Consider the following 16,872-nt stretch of genomic DNA (forward strand, 5'->3'; position numbering starts at 1 on the left):
TCAGTCCTCCGTCCTGAAGAGCCGCTGGAGGGGCAGGACCACGGCCAGGATCAGGACCGTCAGCACGAGCGCGAGCGCCGAGGCCAGGCCGACCTGTGACTCGGTGAAGCCGAGCTGGTACACGAGCACCCCCGGCACCATCGTGGCGTAGCCGGGGCCGCCCTGGGTGGACATGAAGATGATGTCGAAGCTTGCCAGCGCGGAGATGATCGTCACGGTGATGCACACCCCGAGTTCCTGCTTGAGCCCGGGGAGGGTCACCGAGGCGAGGGTCCGCCCGAACCCGGCCCCGTCAAGGCGCGCGGCCTCGTAGATGGAGGCGTCGATCTTCCCAATCCCGGACAGGAGCAGGATCATGCAGAAGCCGAGGTTGATCCAGGTGCCGATGAGCCCCACGGCCGGCAGGGACCAGGTGAAGTCTCCGAGCCACGCGCGGGCGATGCCGCCGAGGCCTACCGCGGAGAGGACCTGATTGGCGGTCCCGCTCGAGGAGAACATCCAGACCCAGGCGATGGCCGCGGCCGCACCGGGGATGATCTGCGGCAGGAAGAGGACCGTCCGGGCCACGGTCCCGAAGGCCTTGGCCCGGATCTCGCGCAGGAGCGCCGCCATGAGCAGGCCGCCGGCCACGGGCAGGACGGTGAAGAAGATGATGAGGAAGAAGGCGTGTGCAATGCCGGAGAGCAGCTGCGGGTCAGTGAGGACGCGGACGTAATTGGCGGAGCCGACGAAGGTCGCCACCGTGATCCCGTTCCACCGGTAGAACGAGTACTGGATCGCCGCGGTGAGCGGCTTGAGCACGAACACGCTGTAGAAGACGAGGGCGGGGAGGACGAACAGCCATCCGCCCCAGCTCCTGAGCGAGCGCCGCGGCCGGCGGGACGCAGCCGCCGCGGCCCCCGAGCGGGTCTCGGGGGCCGCAGTGCGGAGGGCGGTCACTTGTTCAGGTCCTGCTGGTACTGGGTCTGGACGGCCTTGAGCGCCTCGGCGGGCGAGGTCTTCCCCGCCGCGAGCAGCTGGATCTGGGCGGTCCAGACGCTGTTGGCGCCGCTGCTGGCGTTCTGGACGTACTGGACCTGCCCGTCGGCGGCGACGAGGGCGGAGAAGGCCTTCTGGATCTGGCCGGAGAGGGCGTTCTTCGTGGCGGGGACGTCCCCGGAGCCGCTGGGCGCGAAGCCGTTGTCCACCGCGATCTGACGCGCCTCGGGCGAGGTGAGGAAGTTCAGGAAGGCCGCAGCGGCGTCCTTGTTCTTGGACTTGGCGGGGACGCCGAAGTTCGACGCCGGATCGGACATGGCCAGGACCTTCCCGCCGGCCTGGGCCACCGGCGGGAGCACGAACCCGACGTTGTCCCCCATCTGCTTCTCGAGCGAGGAGGAGTCCCAGTTGCCCGAGGCGTAGAAGAGCGCCTCGCCGCGGGCGAACCGCCCGAGCGCGTCGCTGGCCTGGGTGCCGTTGGTGTCGGCATTGAAGTAGCCGTTCGCGGCCCAGTCGGCGACGCTCTGCGCCGCGGCGGTGGCCTCCGGGGTGGCGATGCTGGCGCCCGGCTGGTCGAAGATCCACGCGTTGAGCTGCTTCTGGCCCACGCTGTTGTTGAGCGCGAACTGCAGGGCCGTGGCGACCTGGCCGTTCTGGTTCCCGGCCATGATGCCGGTGATCCCGGCGGCCTTGGCCTTCTGCAGGTCCGCCTCGAGCTCCGAGGTCGTGGCGGGCGGCTGGGCGATGCCCAGGCGGGAGAGCAGGCCCTTGTTGTAGTACAGGCCGGTCACGGTGAAGCCGGAGGCCACGGTGTACTGCGCTCCGGTGCCGCGAACGCCCTCCGGCGTCGAGGTGTACTGCGCGAGCTGACCGCCGGGCAGCTTGTCCCAGTGGTACGCCGACGCCCACGGGCCCAGATCGGTGAGCAGTCCGTTCTTCGCCGTGTCGCCCAGAGCGCCGATGCGGGCGATGTCGGGCGGGGTGTCCGAGGAGAGCACCCGCGGGGCGTTGACCGCCTGGACATTGTCCGGGTCGAACCGCGTGGTGATCTTCACGTTCGGGTGCTGCTTAGTGAACGCCCCGATGAGCGCATCGTCGATCGGCTTGAGCCCGGCCCCGTCATAGAGCGTGAGCGTCACGGGCTGCGAGCCGAGGTCCGTGCTGGCTGTCGAGGGCGCGGCGGCCGCGGCGGAGCTGCTCCCCGGCGGGCTGCAGGCGGACAGGAGGCCGGCGGCGAGGGCGGCAGTCGTGGCGAGTGCGGCGGCCGCGGCGCGGGTGCGGGCGGGACGGGGACGGGACAGGCCCATGGGTAATTTCCTCCATTGGGGGGACTGGCGCTCCACCTTCGGAAGCGCTTCCGAAAGTGTTGTCGGAAGCGCTTCCGAAGTCAAGGGGTCTCCGGGGTAGGATCGCCCTGTGAAGTCCCAGACGGCGCCGAGCCTCGCCGATGTCGCCCGCCGTGCCGGGGTCTCGCTCTCCACGGCGTCGCGGGCCCTCAATGACGCCTACGGGGTCTCCGCCGCCACGCGTGCCCGGGTCCTGGACTCGGCCGCAGCGCTCGACTTCGTAGTCTCGCCCGACGCGCGCCGGCTGGCCATCGGGACCACCGGACGGGTCGCGGTGGTGGTGCCCCACATCGAGCGATGGTTCTTCGGCCAGATGGTCAGCGGGATCGAGCGTGTGCTCTCCGAGGCGGACTTCGACATCCTCCTGTACCACGTCGACGACGCCGAGGACCGCCGCGAGTTCCTGGCCAGGCTGCCCGCGCGCCGCAAGGTGGACGCCGTCGTCGTCGTGGCGTTCCCAGTCGGCGAGGCCGAGCGCGAGAGGCTCGAGCTTATCGGGGCCAAGATCGTCGCCGCGGGCGGCCAGTCGGCGGCCTACCCCTACGTCTGCATCGACGACTTCCAGGCGGGCCGCCTCGCCCTGGACCACCTGACGTCCCTCGGCCACCGCAGGATCGCGATGATCGCCGGGAGCGACCCCGACCAGCCCGGCTGGCCGGCGATCCCCGGCCGGTCGAGGGCCTACGAGAGCGCACTCGGGGCCCTAGGGGTCGACGTCGATCCCGCCCTCGTCCGGGACGTCGACTGGAACCCGGTCAACGCAGCCAAGGCCATGGCGGACATCCTCGATGCGGCGGGGGAGCCCCCGACGGCGGTGTACGCCCACGGCGACGAGCTCGCCTTCGGCGTCCTCCACACGCTCCGGCACCGCGGCTACCGGGTCCCCGAGGACATCTCCGTGGTCGGCATCGACAACCACCCCTTGTCGGAGCTGCTCGACCTGACCACGGTCGCGCAGGACGTCGGGGGGCAGGGGGCCGCGGCCGCGCGCCTCGTGCTCCAGGCCCTCGGACGCGAGCAGGACGAGCCCGGCGCGGACCCCGGAGCTGGCGTCGTCGCCCCGGTCCACCTGATCGAGCGCGCCAGCACCGCCCCTCCCAGGACCTGAAGCGCCTGGGCCATACTGGCGCCCATGCGCACACTCATCGCCTGGGTCTTCTTCTACTCCCTCGACGGGCTCCTGGCCGAGGAGGGCACCGACTTCTGGGACGTCCGCTTCCCGCTGCCCTTCGAGCCGGACCACCTCCAGGAGCAGATCGACCTCTACAGCAGCGCCGACCTCCACCTCATGGGCCGCTCCGCCTACGAGGGCATGTCCGCGAACCTCCCCGGCTCCGACCACCCCTTCGCCCGGTTCATGGACGCGGCGCCCAAGGTCGTCTTCTCGCGGACCATGGCCGGCGCCGGCTGGGCCAACACCACGGTCGTCTCCGGCGACACGGCAGAGGAGGTCCGGCGGCTGCGGGAGGGCGGCGACGGGCACGTCATCGTCTGGGGCGGCGTGCGGCTGTGGCGCTCGCTCCTGGAGCTGGACCTCATCGACGAGCTCCACGTGGACCTCCACCCCTACGTCTCCGGGAAGGGCACGCGCCTGTTCGACGGCGACCCTGCTAACTACGCCCTCGAGCTCGTGGGCAGCACCCCCTACGCGAACGGGACAGTCAACCTCCACTACCGCCGGCCCCGGTAGAGTCCACCCATGCCCACCTCCGAATCCACCGCGACCCTCGAAGCCCTCCTCCCGGAGGGCCGAGTCCTGACCTCGGAGGCGTCCTTCGCCGGCTACCTCCACGACGAAGGGGAGTGGGCCGTCTACGGCACCCCACGCGCCGTCGTGCGTCCCGAGACCGCCGAGGAGGTGGCCGAGGTGGTGCGCTGGTGCGCGCGGACGGGCACGCCGCTCGTGGCGCGCGGGGCCGGGACGGGGCTCTCGGGAGCGGCGAACGCGATCGAGGGCTGCGTGGTGGTCTCGTTCGAGCGGATGAACCAGGTCCTCGAGGTCAACGAAGCCGAGCGCTGGGCCCGCGTCCAGCCCGGGGTGGTCAACGACCACCTGCGCGCCCACGTGGCCCGGCACGACCTCTGGTACCCGCCGGACCCGGCCTCGTCGCCGTGGTCCACGATCGGCGGCAACGTCGCCACCAACGCCGGCGGCATGTGCTGCGTCAAGTACGGCGTGACCCGGGACTACGTCCTCGAGCTCGAGGTGGTCACCGGCACGGGCGAGGTCACGCGGCTGGGCACCCGGACCGCGAAGGGCGTGGCCGGCTACAACCTCGTTGGCCTCATCGTCGGCTCGGAGGGCACGCTCGCCGTCGTCACCGAGGTGGTGGTGCGGCTGCGGCCCCTGCCGCCAGCGCCGATCACGGTGGCCGGCATGTTCGACTCCCTCGTGGACGCCGGCCGGGCCGTGGCGCTCGTGGCCGAGTCCGGGATCAGCCCCTCGACCCTCGAGCTCGTGGACCGCCACTGCCTCAAGGCCGTGGACGACTGGAAGCACATGGGCCTGTCCACGGACGCGAACGCCGTGCTGATCGGCCGCACGGACGCGCGCGGGGAGCAGGGCCAGTTCGAGGCCGCCGAGCTCGAACGCTGCTTCGAGGAGGCCGGGGCGAGCTTCGCCGCCGTCTCGGCCGACGAGCAGGAGTCCGAGGCGCTCTACGCCGCCCGCCGGCTCGCCTACCCCGCGCTCGAGCGGCTCGGCCCGGTCCTCACCGAGGACGTCTGCGTCCCCAAGTCCAAGGTCCCCGAGGTGCTCGCCCGCATCGAAGAGATTGCCGCCGCGCACGAGGTGCTGATCGCCAACATCGCCCACGCCGGCGACGGCAACCTCCACCCGCTCATCATCACCCGGCCCGGGGACGAGGCCGGGAAGGCCCGCGCCCACGCGGCGTTCACCGAGATCATCGACGCCGCCCTCGCCGCCGGCGGCACCGTCAGCGGCGAGCACGGCGTCGGCACCCTCAAGCTGGACGGTCTCGCCAAGGAGCTCCCGCCCGCGAGCCTGGCCCTCCACCACGCGGTCAAGCACGCCCTTGACCCGCACGGGATCCTCAACCCGGGCCGCGCGATCCCGCCGCTCGGGTAGCCGGACGCGCCCTCTGCAAGGCTTGTGCGAGTTTCCCCCAAGATCGCCCTGCCCGGCCCCTACCCGTCCGTAGCGTGGTGTGCGGAGCTGGCCGTCGGCCAGCGTCAACGCACCCGCGGCAGGCCCTGGACCCCCTGCCGCGCACCACGTCCAAAGGGGGCGGTCCTCATCAGGAAGCTACTCTCCGCCGCAGGAACGGTGCTGCTCGTCGCGGCAGCGCTCGCCACCGGCGCCACGGCCGCGACCGCGGCACCACCGGCCGCCAAGGCAGCCAGCCACTCGGTCAAGGTCTGCTCCGACGCGCGTCCCGGCGAGGCCGCATGCGCCGCCCGTGCCGCCACCGACCCGGCCGGCAAGCGCATCACCAGCAACGCCCTGCCCCCGGCCAGCGCCCTCACGCCCGCCCAGCTGCGCTCGGCCTACAGGCTCACCGGGACCGCGTCCGGCGGCAGGACTGTGGCGATCGTGGACGCGTACGGCTACCCGAACCTCGAGCGGGACCTCGCCGCCTACCGGAAGCAGTTCGGCCTGACCGCCTGCACCTCGGCGAGCGGCTGCCTCAAGGTCCTGAACCAGACCGGCGGCACGAGCCTGCCCACATTCAACCTCGGCTGGGCGCAGGAGCAGGCCCTCGACGTCGACGCCGTCTCCGCCGCCTGCCCCGACTGCAAGATCGTGGTCCTGCAGGCCAAGTCGGCGAGCTTCACGGACCTCGGCACCGCCGTCCAGACCGCGGCCAAGCTCCCCGGCGTCGTCGCCATCTCCAACAGCTACGGCGGCTCCGACGCCTCGGACGCCAGCTACGGGAAGTACTACAACTTCCCGGGTATCGCGGTCACGGCCAGTGCCGGCGACAACGGCTACCAGGGCGCCTCCTACCCGGCGGCCTCCTCCTACGTCACGGCGGTGGGCGGCACGAGCCTCAACCAGGCCTCCAACGCGCGCGGCTGGACCGAGTCCGTCTGGTCCGGCACCGGCTCGGGCTGCTCGGCCTACAACGCGCCGCTCGCCGCGGCGGCAAACTCCGGCACGGGCTGCGCGAAGCGGGCGATGAACGACGTCGCCGCAGCCTCCGACCCGTCCAACGGCGGCCTCGCGGTCTACTACCCGACCTCGAGCACCAGCTCCACGTGGGGCCAGTTCGGCGGCACGAGCGAGGCGTCCCCGATCATCGCCTCGGTCTACGCCCTCTCCGGCAACACCGGCTCGAAGACCACCGGCACCTACGCCAACAGCATCCCGTACGCCCACACCGCGTCCCTGTTCGACGTCGCCTCCGGGGCCAACGGCACCTGCACCACCACGCAGTGGTGCACTGCCCGCACCGGCTGGGACGGGCCCACCGGGCTCGGCACCCCGAACGGCACCGGCGGCTTCTGACCGCTCGGCGCAGTCGCAAGGCAACCGCCCACAGGCTCTGGCGGCCCGGGCCCGCGTTTCTCATGGGGGGACGCGGGACCGGGCCGCCGGCGTTGTGCGCGGTGTTGCTGCGGTGCTTCCGGTGTCGCGTGTTGCTGCAGCGTTATCGGTGTTTGCTCCGGGCAACCTGTGCGTTCCACCATGGGTCGGCGAGGAATCTGGGGCCCCGCATCACAGGGTCGGACTCTGTCCGGCCATGGCGAAGAGCGGAAGGCACCCTCATGCACCCCCAGAGCTCCTCCTCCCCAGCGGGCACGATCATGGTCCTCGGCGGCGACGGCTACCTCGGCTGGACGCTGGGACTGGCCCTGGCCAGCCGCACCGGCCGCCCAGTAGTCCTCGTGGACAACCTCATCAAACGCCGGTGGGAGAAGGAGGCCGGGGCGAAGGTCCTCGTGCCCCTCAAGACCCCCAAGGCGCGCATCGCCGAGTACGAGCGGCTCTACGGCGGCCAGAACCTCTCCTTCGAGAAGGTCGAGCTCCTGGACCCCGGGGCCGTGGAGCGGGTCATCGCGAAGTACCGGCCCGCCGTCGTCATCAACGCCGCCCAGCAGCCCTCGGCCCCGTTCTCCATGAGCAGCGCCAAGAACGCCGCAGCCACCTTCTCGAACAACATCGTTGGCCACCTCAACGTCCTCTGGGCCATCGCCGGCCTGAGCAAGGCGACCACCTACATCAAGCTCGGCTCGGCCGGCTGCTACATGGGCACCGACACCGACTACATCCCGCTCGAGAAGAAGGACTTCACCTTCGAGGACCACGGCGCGCAGCACCAGGTCCTGCAGGGCTTCCTGCCCATGCAGGCCACCGACTTCTACCACCAGTCCAAGATCACCGACCTGCTGATCGACGACCTCTGCTCCAAGATCTGGGGCCTGAAGGTGATCACCGTCCAGCAGGCCACGATCTTCGGCGCGACGATCCCGGAAAACCACCCCGAGGAGTGCGCCGGCCTCGCGGCCCGGTTCAACTACGACTCGGTCTTCGGCACCGTCTTCAACCGCTTCATCTGCCAGATGGTGATCGGCCACCCCCTCACCGTGTACGGGGACGGGAGCCAGAAGACGGGCCTGATCAGCCTCAACGACACGGTCGAGAACTTCCTCGAGTTCACCGACCTCGACGTCGCCCCGGGCGAGCACCAGGTCCTGCACAACTACACGCACCGGCTGAGCATCAGCGAGATCGCCCAGCGGCTCGCGGCCATCGACCCGTCCACCCAGATCAGGCACCTCGCAAACCCCCGGCAGGAGCCGGTGGGAAGGCTGGACCCCCACGTCGAGGTGCACGGCGCGATCGCTGCCCGGCACGCCGACAAGGAGGCCAGGCTCCAGGCGGACATGGCGGCCATGCTCGAGTTCACCTGCCGCTACCGGGACAACATCGATCCCTCGATCATCCTGCCCACGGTGGACTGGTCGGTGGAGGAGGCCGAGGCCCCCGCCCCCGCGCGCCGGGAGCCGGGCGTCCGGCCGGCGCCGGCCTTCTACCGCGAGGTCGCTGAGGGTTAGTTCCGCGCCCCGTCCAGGAACTCGCGGGTGTGCCGGGCGAGGACCTCGACGTCCTCGAGGGTGGACTCGTGGATGAAGGACATCCGCGCCACGTCCTCGACGACCTTGATGTAGACGTTCCGGTCCTGGAGGTATTCGGCCAGGGCGGCCGGATCATCGGCGCGCATGGAGACGATGTTGCTCTGGCGCGTGCCGTGGTCGATGAAGTCGATCCCGTGCTCGCGCAGGATCGCCTTGATCCCCTCCAGCAGCGCGAGGTTCTTCTCCTGGACGGCGTCCATGCCGAGGGCGTTGAGCTCGCGCAGCGAGGCGTGCAGCGCCGCGAGACCGGTGACGTTCTGGGTGCCGTCCTGGAAGCGCGCTGCCGTGTCCTTGAGGACGTAGGACTCCTCGTCGAAGCTCGCCATGCTCCGGATGCCCACCCGGCTGTGGCGCAGGGTCGGCATGAGACCCCGCCGCACGTACATGAACCCGATGCCCATGCCGGCGCGCAGGTACTTCTGGCCGCCGCACACGAGGAGGTCCACGGGCGTCTCCGCCAGGTCGATCGAGCGCACGCCGATGTGCTGGACGGCGTCGATGACGAGGAAGATGCCCCGCTCGCGGCACAGGCGCGAGAGCAGGGCCAGGTCCGGCATGAACCCGTCGTAGCGCTGGGCCGAGGACATGCTGATGGCCCTGGTCCTGGGGCCGATGGCCTCGAGCAGGCGGTGGAAGGCGGCCTCGTTGTCGCGGCCCGTCACGACCCTGACCGTCACGCCGTCGTGCCGCTTGCGCAGCCAGGGCAGCAGGTTGGCCGGGTACTCGTTGCCGAGGACCAGCACCTCGTCGCCGGGATCGAGCGGCAGCACCTCGCTGGCGATGATGATGCCCTCGGTCGTGTTCTTCAGGTACGTGATCTCCTCGGGCGCGCAGTGGAGCAGCCGCGCGGCCTCGTCGGCCATCTCCTCGGCGAGCCGGTCATAGCGGTAGAGCACCTCGGGCGGGCCGTACTGGTAGAAGTCCGCCATGAAGTCCCGGGCGGCCTCGTAGGCGGTCCGGCTCATCGGGGCGACGGTCGCGTAGCTGAAGAAGGTCTTCTCGGAGATCGGCTTCATGGTGCTGCGCAGCCTACTGGATCGGTGCTGCCGCAGGGGAGAGGTGCCGATCGGCGAGCCGGGTAAGGGTTGACATGCTCACACGCCGTTCGCAGCGTTAATCAGGCGGTTTCCCGCAGGCTCAATGCGATACGGTCGGTAGCGGTCGGGCACGGCGGCGTGGCGCCTTTCGGCCCTCGTGCCGCACCGTCCTGGGACACACACTTACCCCATGACGAGGGTGAGGAGGGTTGTGGGCTTCGGCTGCTACGAGTTCGTGGCGTCGGTCGCGATCGGACGGCCGGCGACGGAAGTCTATGCCTTCCTGGCCGACGTGCAGGATGCCAAGCCCCTTCCGCGGCGGCCTAGGGTGTGGATGGTGAAGGAACCGGACGGCCCGACCGGCGCTGGAACCCGGTGGCATGAGCGCGTGGGCGTGCTACCCGGCGTGTGGATGCGTGTGGAGAGCGTGGTGACCGAGGCCGATGAGCCGATTCGGCTCGGCATGGATTTCAGAAGCCCCTGGTTCGCCGGCCACACCGTCTACGAGCTGACGCCGACCTTCGGTGGGTGTGTGTTGCGCCATCGTGAGGGGATCCGGCCGATTCCGCCTCTGGCCGTGCTCTGCGCGGTTCTAGGGCGCAGTCGTCGCCAGCACGTGGAAGAGCGGCTTGCAGACATCAAGGCCGTGCTGGAGGGCGAGGGATCGAGGGGATCAATGAAGTGGAGCAGGGGTCATGAGTAGCGCGTCGTCCCTTTTGCCCGAGGCGTGCGACGTGCGCCCGGCAGCAGGGCGAGCGTGCTGGCGGAAGCCTCATGGATCAAGCTGACCCGCTACCTGAACGGGCGGCACTGGATTCCGTCGGTGTTCCAGCCGGGACGGACCCTCTGGGCCGGCCGTGGCGCACCGCGTTCCACGTCCGGTCCGCAGCGAACTGCTTGCCGCCCTCTACGCTGCCTCGCACTCTCCATAGCCGCGGCGATCGTCATCACCTGCCACAGGCGCTACCGTCGGTCCTTGCTGGACCCGGCTTGGTGGCCGCGTTCTTGCTCCCATACGGAGGTCAGTGCCCGCAGGGGATCGGCCAAGCCCTCGACGGCCCAGGCCGGGGCTTGGGCGAGTAGGGCATCTTCGAGGGCGAGCTGGGCGGGAATCACCTCGTCCACGAGCGCGGCGCCCGTGTCGGTGAGGACGAGCAGGGACGAGCGGCCGTCGGCCGGGTTGGCCGTCCGGCTCAGCAGTCCGCGACCCTGGAGGGCGTTCAGCCGCATGGTGATCGCGGAGCGAGGGGCAAGCAGCGTGTGGGCCAGCGTCGTCGGGCTCAGAGGTTCGCGCGTACGGCGCAGCGCGGAGAGCACGTCCAGCTCGCCGCGGGTGAGCCCGTAGTCGGCGAGGAAGGCGTCGCTGGCTTCGAGGATGAGGCGGGAAGCGCGCAGTACGCGGTGGATCACCCCGAGGCTGGCGAAGCTCAGGTCCGGGCGCAGCCGGGCCCACTCACGCTGCATCCGGTCCACGACGTCGCCATGAGCGGGCAGGCCGTCCGCGTCCTGGTCCATCCGGCTCCTCCGCGCCCCCGTGGCCGTCGCCTCGGTCAACCCAACAGTAGTTCATAGCTGTAGTAACCTCGAAGTACTTCATTCCTGAACCACCCCTGAAGGACAAAATGATCCAGGCCACCCCCACGCGGTCTTGGTGGGCGGCAGTCTTCGACCTGGGCCCGCATGCCGGCGCCCACTGGACCGCGCTGCGCGCAAGCCTGGCGATCTTCGTGCCCTTGGTGGCCTGCATGGCTTCCGGTCGCGGCGACCTACTGCTGTATGCGGCGATCGGTGCCTTCACCGCCCTGTACGGGCGACACGAGCCGGCTCGGGCACGCCTGGCCATGCAGGCGCAGGCGGGCGTGGTGCTGGTGGTCGGCGTCGTCGTCGGCGCGACAGTGGCGACCGTCCCGTTCCGGCTCTGGCTGCTCGTCCCGGCCGCGGCCGCCTGGGCCGCCGTCGCGGTAGTGCTGGCCGAGCTGGGCCGATGGCATCCGGCCGGAGCTCTCAACCCGGTCTTCGCCCTCACAGCCTCGGCCACGGTCCCGACCGCGCTGGGCACGGTGCCCGCAGCCGCCCTCGCTGCGGCCGGCGCGGTCGCCTTCGCGCTGCTGCTCGCCCTCCCGGGTCGCACCACCCGCGACGGCGGCGACCCGGTGCGGCATCGGCTGTCGTGGCGCGGCCTACACCCGTCCGCCCCGGTGGGCCGCCATGCCGCCCGCTATCTGCTCGGTATCGCCGCCGCCGGCCTCGCCGTCGCGACCAGCGGCATCGGCCACCCCTACTGGACCTTCGTCACGGCATCCGTCCCCATGTCGGCACCCGACCTGCACGCCCGCCTCACGCGCGCCGCCCAGCGGGTGATCGGCACCGCCGCCGGCCTCGGCGTCGCAGCCCTCGTCCTGGCCGCCCACACCAGCAGCTATGCCGCGATCATCGTGATCGCCGTGCTCCAGGCGTGCACCGAGCTGACGACCGGGCGCAACTACAGCCTCGGCCTGGTCTTCTTCACCCCGATGGCCCTCCTGCTCGGCGACCTCATGCTGCCAGCCTCGATCGGCACTCTCCTGACCCAGCGCGCCCTCGAGACCGCCATCGGTCTCACCATCGCCCTGGCCGCCACCGTCATCACCCACGAAAGGCGCACTCCTACGAGCCGGACCCCGCCGCGCGATCATCTGCCCGACCACGTGTAAAGGCGCCCTGCCACGGCGAGGTTTCTTCCAGCTACTGCCCAGTTGCCCTACTGCGCAGGGCCGAGGGCACCTACCCTCGTAGCAAGGGCTGGCCGTCGCCAGCGACTAGGGCAGATGCGGCAGGCAGGTTGTCCGCCTGCGGCGTCCGGACGCCAGGAGGAGCCCCCCATGATCAGCAAGCTACTGTCCGCCGCCGGGGCCGGACTGCTCGTGGCGGCGGCGCTCACCGCCGGCGCCCCCGCAGCCAGCGCGGCGCCGTCGTCCGCGGCCCACGCCGTCCCCCTCGTGGTGCGGGGCGCCGCCGACCCGTCGATCCAGATCTGCCCGCCCCCGGGGCCCGGGCAGGTGGCGTGCGCCGCCCGCCAGGCGATCGACGCCGTGGGACGGGCCGCCGGCGGGGCGGCCGCTCCGCCGGCCGGAGCCCTCACGCCCGCCCAGGTGCGCGCTGCCTACAACCTCAAGGGCACCGCCTCGGGCGGCAGGACGGTCGCGATCGTGGACGCGTTCGGCTACCCGAACCTCGAGCGGGACCTCGCGGCGTACCGGAAGCAGTTCGGCCTGCCGCCCTGCACTACGGCGAGCGGCTGCCTGAAGATCGTCAACGAGAACGGCGGCAAGGCCCTGCCCAGGTTCGACCTCGGCTGGGCACAGGAGCAGGCACTCGATGTCGACGCCGTCTCCGCCGCCTGCCCGGACTGCAAGATCGTGGTCCTGCAGGCCAGCACGACCGAGCTCACGAGCGTGGGCACCGCCGTCCAGACCGCGGCGAAGATGCGCGGCGTCGTGGCCATCTCCAACAGCTACGGCGGATCCGACGCCTCCGACGATGCCTACGGGAAGTACTACAACGTGCCCGGCATCGCCGTGACGGCCAGCGCCGGGGACTCCGGGTACCAGGGCGGGTCCTACCCCGCGACGTCCTCCTACGTCACCGCGGTGGGCGGCACGAGCCTGAGCCCGGCGCCCGGGACCAAGCGGGGCTGGGCCGAGAGCGCCTGGGCCGGCACCGGCTCCGGCTGCTCCTCGTTCAACGACCCTCTGGGCGCGGCCGACGAGTACGGCACCGGGTGCGACAACCGGGCGATGAACGACGTCTCGGCGGCCTCTGACCCGGCCCACGGCGGCCTCGCGGTCTACTACCCGACCTCGGCGACGAGCGCCAGCTGGGGCCAGTTCGGCGGCACGAGCGAGGCCTCCCCGATCATCGCCTCGGTCTACGCCCTCGCCGGCCACACGGGCTCGAAGGCCAAGGGCACCTACGCGAACAGCATCCCGTACGCCCACTCGGAGGCGCTGTTCGACGTGGAGTCCGGCTCCAATGGCACCTGCGACCCCGCCCTGTGGTGCACCGCAGGCCCGGGCTGGGACGGCCCGACCGGGCTCGGCACCCCGAACGGCATCAGGGGATTCTGACCGGGGACCAAAGCCTCACGCGGCAGCGGGCCTCCCAGGAGGATCATGGGCACCACAGCCCGGGACCTTCCTGGGCAGGCCCGAGGGGTCATGATGCGCCGCTTCCCAGCCGTCCTCGCGATGATCGCGCTGCTGGTCCTCACCGGCTGGACGGCCGCCGGCGGCCCGCGTCCTGCGATGGTTCCCGCCCTCAACGCGATCGACCTGCACTACGAGCAGCTCGGCGGCGCGGCCTCCTTCCTCGGCGCGCCCCTGGCCGCCGAGTACCCCGTGGCCGGCGGTGCAGCCCGGGACTACCAGGGCGGCAGCATCTACTGGAGCGCCGCCACCGGGGCCTGGGAGGTCCACGGCGGCATCCGTACCGAGTACCTGGGCCGGGGCGGTCCGGGCGGGTTCCTCGGCTTCCCGCGCACCGACGAGACCACCACCCCGGGCGCGGCCGGGCGGTACAACGACTTCGCCGGCGGTTCGGTGTACTGGAGCGCGGCCACGGGAGCGCACGAGGTCCACGGCGGGATCCGCGCCGAGTACCTCGGGCGCGGCGGCCCGGCCGGCTTCCTCGGCTTCCCGGTCCGGGACGAGAGCCCGACCCAGGCCCCGACGGGGCGGTACAGCGACTTCACCGGCGGGTCCGTCTACTGGAGCCCGGCCACGGGAGCGCACGAGGTCCATGGGGCCATCCGCGCGAGGTATGTCGGGCTGGGCGGCACGGCCAGCATCCTCGGCTTCCCGGTGACGGACGAGGCGGGGGCGCCCGACGGCATCGGCCGCTACAACCACTTCAGCGGCGCGAACGGCTCCTCGATCTACTGGGACCCGCTGTGGGGTCCCCACGAGGTCCTCGGTGGGATCCGGTCCCGGTGGTCGTCCCTCGGCTGGGAGCATGGCCGGCTCGGGTACCCGATCAGCGGCGAGTACAGCATCACCGGCGGACGCCGCAGCGACTTCCAGCACGGCGCGATCCTGTGGAACTCGACCACCTCCACGACCCAGGTGGTCTACGCGGCCCTCCCGTCCGCGCTGATGGGCGTGGACCTGGAGCGCATCCCGACTAGCCGCAGGGTCGTCGCCCTGACCTTCGACGCCGGCGCCAACAACGCCGCCGTCCGCTCCATCCTGAACACGCTCGCGGCCAACGGCGTCCCGGCCACGTTCTTCCTGACGGGGGCCTGGGCGAACCTGTTCCGCTCCGACGTGTCCGCCATCGTCGCCGCCGGCCACACCGTGGGCAACCATTCCATGACGCACCCGTACTTCACGGCGCTCACGGACGCCCAGATCGCCGCCGAGGTAGGCAACGCGCAGTCCGCCATCGTCGGCGCCGGCGCCGACCCCCGCCCGTTCTTCCGGTTCCCCTACGGGGACCGGAACGCCCGCACCATCGCGGACGTCAACGCCGCAGGGTACGCCGCCATCCGCTGGACCGTGGACACCCTCGGCTGGGAGGGGACCGTGGGCGGCACCCGAGGGCCGGACTTCGTCCTCCAGCGGGTCATGGCTGCGGCGCAGCCGGGCGAGATCGTGCTCATGCACCTCGGCTCGAACCCGGACGACGGCTCGACCCTGGACGCGGCCGCCCTGCCCGCCGTCATCGCTCAGCTGCGCGCCGCGGGCTACGGGTTCGTGACGCTCGACGCCGCCCTCGGCTAGCGGCCGGGGTCAGAGCGGCCGCGTGAGCGCGGGGTCACGCAGGGAACCGCAGCAGGTGCCAGTAGGGCGAGCCTGGAGTGACGTAGGCCCACTGGTACTGGTCGACGCCGATGCTCGGCAGCCACAGCCAGTTGCCCACCACGACGAGGCCCGGGCAGTTGTAGCCGCACGCAGGCGGAGGCGGCGGGGCCGCGGCAGCTTCCACTGCCGGTCCCATCAGGAGCAGCGAGGCGGCAACCGCCACCGTGCCCCTGAACTTCTTCATCTTCATGGTCGATCCCGTCGAGACCCCGAGACCAGGAGACAGGTTCCCTCAGTAGGGCCATTGTTCCCGGTGTCTCTTGCCCCGGTCAACGGACGGCGCCCCGAAGTCAGTGCGGACCATCACCTACCGGCCGGCGAGGTCGTCGGCCACGCGCCGGAGGTCTTCCATCCAGCCCTTCGACCGGTTCGGCTCCCGGGCGGCGCCTTCGAAGTTCTGCAGCGCTTGCGCGATGCTGTCCAGCGCGGCCGAGATGTTCGCCTTCACCGCGTCGTAGCCCTCGTTGGAACGGGGATCAGAAGACGCTGCGAAGAGCAGGTCTGCTCCGGCCCGCACCACCAGGGACGCCTCAAGTTCATTCATGCCATACGTCCTCAGGGAAGCTGTAGATCCGGGCCGTGGTCGCGCTGCAGGGCGACGGCGCAGGTGAAGCCCGCGAGGTCCTCCCAGTGCAGCGGTATGGGTTCGGCGGGCGTCGCGCCGATCGACGAGAGCCAGGCCGTGAGTTCAGCTCTGTCGTCGAAGGTCAGATGCGCCCCATCGATGAGGACGCCGGCGATGAGATCTTCGATGTCTTCTGGGCGGGAGATCACCGCCTCCCACCACCCGTTCTCGGTCCAGCCGCCCAGGCGGCGGACCGCCAGCGAGAGCGTTGTCCCCGTAAGGAGGCCGGAGGCGGCGTCCGCGATCATCGTGCGGTACATCCGGCGGTCGTAGTCTTCCATGTCATCCGTCCGTTGCTGTCAAGAGGATGCAGCCGAGGCCGGTGACTCATACTCTGAGTGATGTCGAAGGGGCACGGGCAAGCCAGGCGCCGCGGACGGCCAACGGCCGTAACTACTCAGTATTCTCTACTTCGTCGCCAGGTGAAAGCGGCGGCTGGGAAAGCGGTATGGCCGTGGAGGGTGCGGTACCGTGGAGGGATGCCCTACACTATGTCGCCCTTGGCCCCGAGGGGCGGCGAGCGGGCGCTGACCATCCCCGAACTGGCCGATGTCCTCGGCGCCGACGCCTTCAGCAACCCGCGCTACCACGGGTACGGCGAGTGCGACGAGGAGACGAGGCGGCAGCTGCAGAAAGTGCGCCACGCGCCCGAGGCCTTGGTCCGGATCTACCGGGCACTTCCCTCGGGCCTCGGCCAGATCAACCCGGGGGACTGGGTCACGCTGTCCCAGGACTACGCACGCCAGCACGCGATGCGGGACGACGACGCAGCCAACGACTGGCCGATCGTGTTCGCCGACGTCCCCGCGCGCACCGTGATCACGGACGGCAAGGACCTCGACCAGTACGGGTACGCAGGCCCGCCCCTCACAGGACTGCGGGACAGCGCCGCCGGGGACAGCGTGGCCCCGTAGGCCCGTAGGCTTTCAAGGCCAGTGGGGGGCGAGCCG

17 protein-coding genes are annotated in these 16,872 nt (G+C 71.0%); 10 read left to right on the top strand and 7 right to left on the bottom strand.

What is annotated here, in order from left to right; genetic code table 11:
- A complete protein-coding gene (locus tag J2W21_RS03140) occupies positions 1 to 939 on the bottom strand; it encodes a carbohydrate ABC transporter permease (RefSeq protein ID WP_307113058.1) in 939 nt (312 codons plus the stop codon).
- Positions 936 to 2,285 carry an ABC transporter substrate-binding protein gene (locus J2W21_RS03145; protein ID WP_307113059.1) on the bottom strand — a complete coding sequence of 450 codons (1,350 nt, stop codon included), beginning with the start codon at positions 2,283 to 2,285 and terminating at the stop codon, positions 936 to 938. Before J2W21_RS03145 ends, J2W21_RS03140 begins: the two co-directional genes overlap by 4 nt.
- 109 nt (positions 2,286 to 2,394) lie before the next feature.
- Here J2W21_RS03145 and J2W21_RS03150 point away from each other — a divergent pair, with 109 nt between their 5' ends.
- From J2W21_RS03150 to J2W21_RS03170, 5 genes are all read left to right on the top strand, one after another.
- Positions 2,395 to 3,432, top strand: a complete 1,038-nt coding sequence (locus J2W21_RS03150) for a LacI family DNA-binding transcriptional regulator (RefSeq protein WP_307113060.1) — start codon at positions 2,395 to 2,397, stop codon at positions 3,430 to 3,432.
- A 24-nt stretch (positions 3,433 to 3,456) separates the two neighbouring features.
- Positions 3,457 to 4,014 (top strand): dihydrofolate reductase family protein, encoded by a 558-nt coding sequence (locus J2W21_RS03155; protein WP_307113061.1) that lies wholly within the window; start codon positions 3,457 to 3,459, stop codon positions 4,012 to 4,014.
- Positions 4,015 to 4,023: 9 nt separating this feature from the next.
- A complete protein-coding gene (locus J2W21_RS03160) occupies positions 4,024 to 5,412 on the top strand; it encodes an FAD-binding oxidoreductase (protein ID WP_307113062.1) in 1,389 nt (462 codons plus the stop codon).
- Between the two features lie 198 nt (positions 5,413 to 5,610).
- The gene (locus tag J2W21_RS03165) at positions 5,611 to 6,792 is read left to right on the top strand and encodes a S53 family peptidase (protein ID WP_307113063.1); all 1,182 of its coding nucleotides are present in this window, start codon (positions 5,611 to 5,613) and stop codon (positions 6,790 to 6,792) included.
- 260 nt (positions 6,793 to 7,052) lie between these two features.
- Entirely contained in the window at positions 7,053 to 8,342 is a 1,290-nt protein-coding gene (locus tag J2W21_RS03170) for an NAD-dependent epimerase/dehydratase family protein (RefSeq protein WP_307113064.1), read from the top strand.
- Here J2W21_RS03170 and J2W21_RS03175 read toward each other — a convergent pair.
- Complete coding sequence (locus tag J2W21_RS03175) at positions 8,339 to 9,439, bottom strand: aminotransferase class V-fold PLP-dependent enzyme (RefSeq protein ID WP_307113065.1); 1,101 nt, start codon at positions 9,437 to 9,439, stop codon at positions 8,339 to 8,341. The genes J2W21_RS03170 and J2W21_RS03175 overlap by 4 nt on opposite strands.
- A 211-nt stretch (positions 9,440 to 9,650) precedes the next feature.
- On the opposite strand from J2W21_RS03175, the gene J2W21_RS03180 reads away from it, so the two are divergent.
- Positions 9,651 to 10,163 carry an SRPBCC family protein gene (locus J2W21_RS03180; protein ID WP_307113066.1) on the top strand — a complete coding sequence of 171 codons (513 nt, stop codon included), beginning with the start codon at positions 9,651 to 9,653 and terminating at the stop codon, positions 10,161 to 10,163.
- A gap of 260 nt (positions 10,164 to 10,423) precedes the next feature.
- Here J2W21_RS03180 and J2W21_RS03185 read toward each other — a convergent pair whose 3' ends face one another.
- Entirely contained in the window at positions 10,424 to 10,975 is a 552-nt protein-coding gene (locus tag J2W21_RS03185) for a MarR family winged helix-turn-helix transcriptional regulator (protein ID WP_307113067.1), read from the bottom strand.
- Between the two features lie 107 nt (positions 10,976 to 11,082).
- Between J2W21_RS03185 and J2W21_RS03190 the strand changes: the two genes are divergently transcribed.
- The 3 genes from J2W21_RS03190 (at position 11,083) to J2W21_RS03200 (ending at position 15,216) form a co-directional block, all read left to right on the top strand.
- Entirely contained in the window at positions 11,083 to 12,153 is a 1,071-nt protein-coding gene (locus J2W21_RS03190) for an FUSC family protein (protein ID WP_307113068.1), read from the top strand.
- A gap of 168 nt (positions 12,154 to 12,321) precedes the next feature.
- Positions 12,322 to 13,566, top strand: coding sequence for a S53 family peptidase (locus J2W21_RS03195; protein WP_307113069.1), 1,245 nt, complete (start codon positions 12,322 to 12,324; stop codon positions 13,564 to 13,566).
- Positions 13,567 to 13,611: 45 nt separating this feature from the next.
- Positions 13,612 to 15,216 (top strand): polysaccharide deacetylase family protein, encoded by a 1,605-nt coding sequence (locus J2W21_RS03200; protein ID WP_307113070.1) that lies wholly within the window; start codon positions 13,612 to 13,614, stop codon positions 15,214 to 15,216.
- Between the two features lie 34 nt (positions 15,217 to 15,250).
- Here the strand turns inward: J2W21_RS03200 and J2W21_RS03205 are convergent, their stop codons facing one another.
- The 3 genes from J2W21_RS03205 to J2W21_RS03215 all read right to left on the bottom strand — a co-directional run bounded on the left by J2W21_RS03205 (position 15,251) and on the right by J2W21_RS03215 (position 16,203).
- Complete coding sequence (locus tag J2W21_RS03205) at positions 15,251 to 15,487, bottom strand: hypothetical protein (RefSeq protein ID WP_307113071.1); 237 nt, start codon at positions 15,485 to 15,487, stop codon at positions 15,251 to 15,253.
- Between the two features lie 117 nt (positions 15,488 to 15,604).
- Positions 15,605 to 15,841 (bottom strand): hypothetical protein, encoded by a 237-nt coding sequence (locus J2W21_RS03210; protein ID WP_307113072.1) that lies wholly within the window; start codon positions 15,839 to 15,841, stop codon positions 15,605 to 15,607.
- Between the two features lie 11 nt (positions 15,842 to 15,852).
- Positions 15,853 to 16,203 (bottom strand): hypothetical protein, encoded by a 351-nt coding sequence (locus J2W21_RS03215; RefSeq protein ID WP_307113073.1) that lies wholly within the window; start codon positions 16,201 to 16,203, stop codon positions 15,853 to 15,855.
- Positions 16,204 to 16,401: 198 nt separating this feature from the next.
- Here J2W21_RS03215 and J2W21_RS03220 point away from each other — a divergent pair, with 198 nt between their 5' ends.
- On the top strand, positions 16,402 to 16,836 hold the full coding sequence (locus J2W21_RS03220) for a hypothetical protein (RefSeq protein ID WP_307113074.1): 435 nt from the start codon (positions 16,402 to 16,404) through the stop codon (positions 16,834 to 16,836).
- Positions 16,837 to 16,872: the final 36 nt, after the last annotated feature.

It is taken from the genome of Sinomonas atrocyanea, assembly GCF_030811715.1.
Lineage (GTDB): Bacteria > Actinomycetota > Actinomycetes > Actinomycetales > Micrococcaceae > Sinomonas > Sinomonas atrocyanea_A.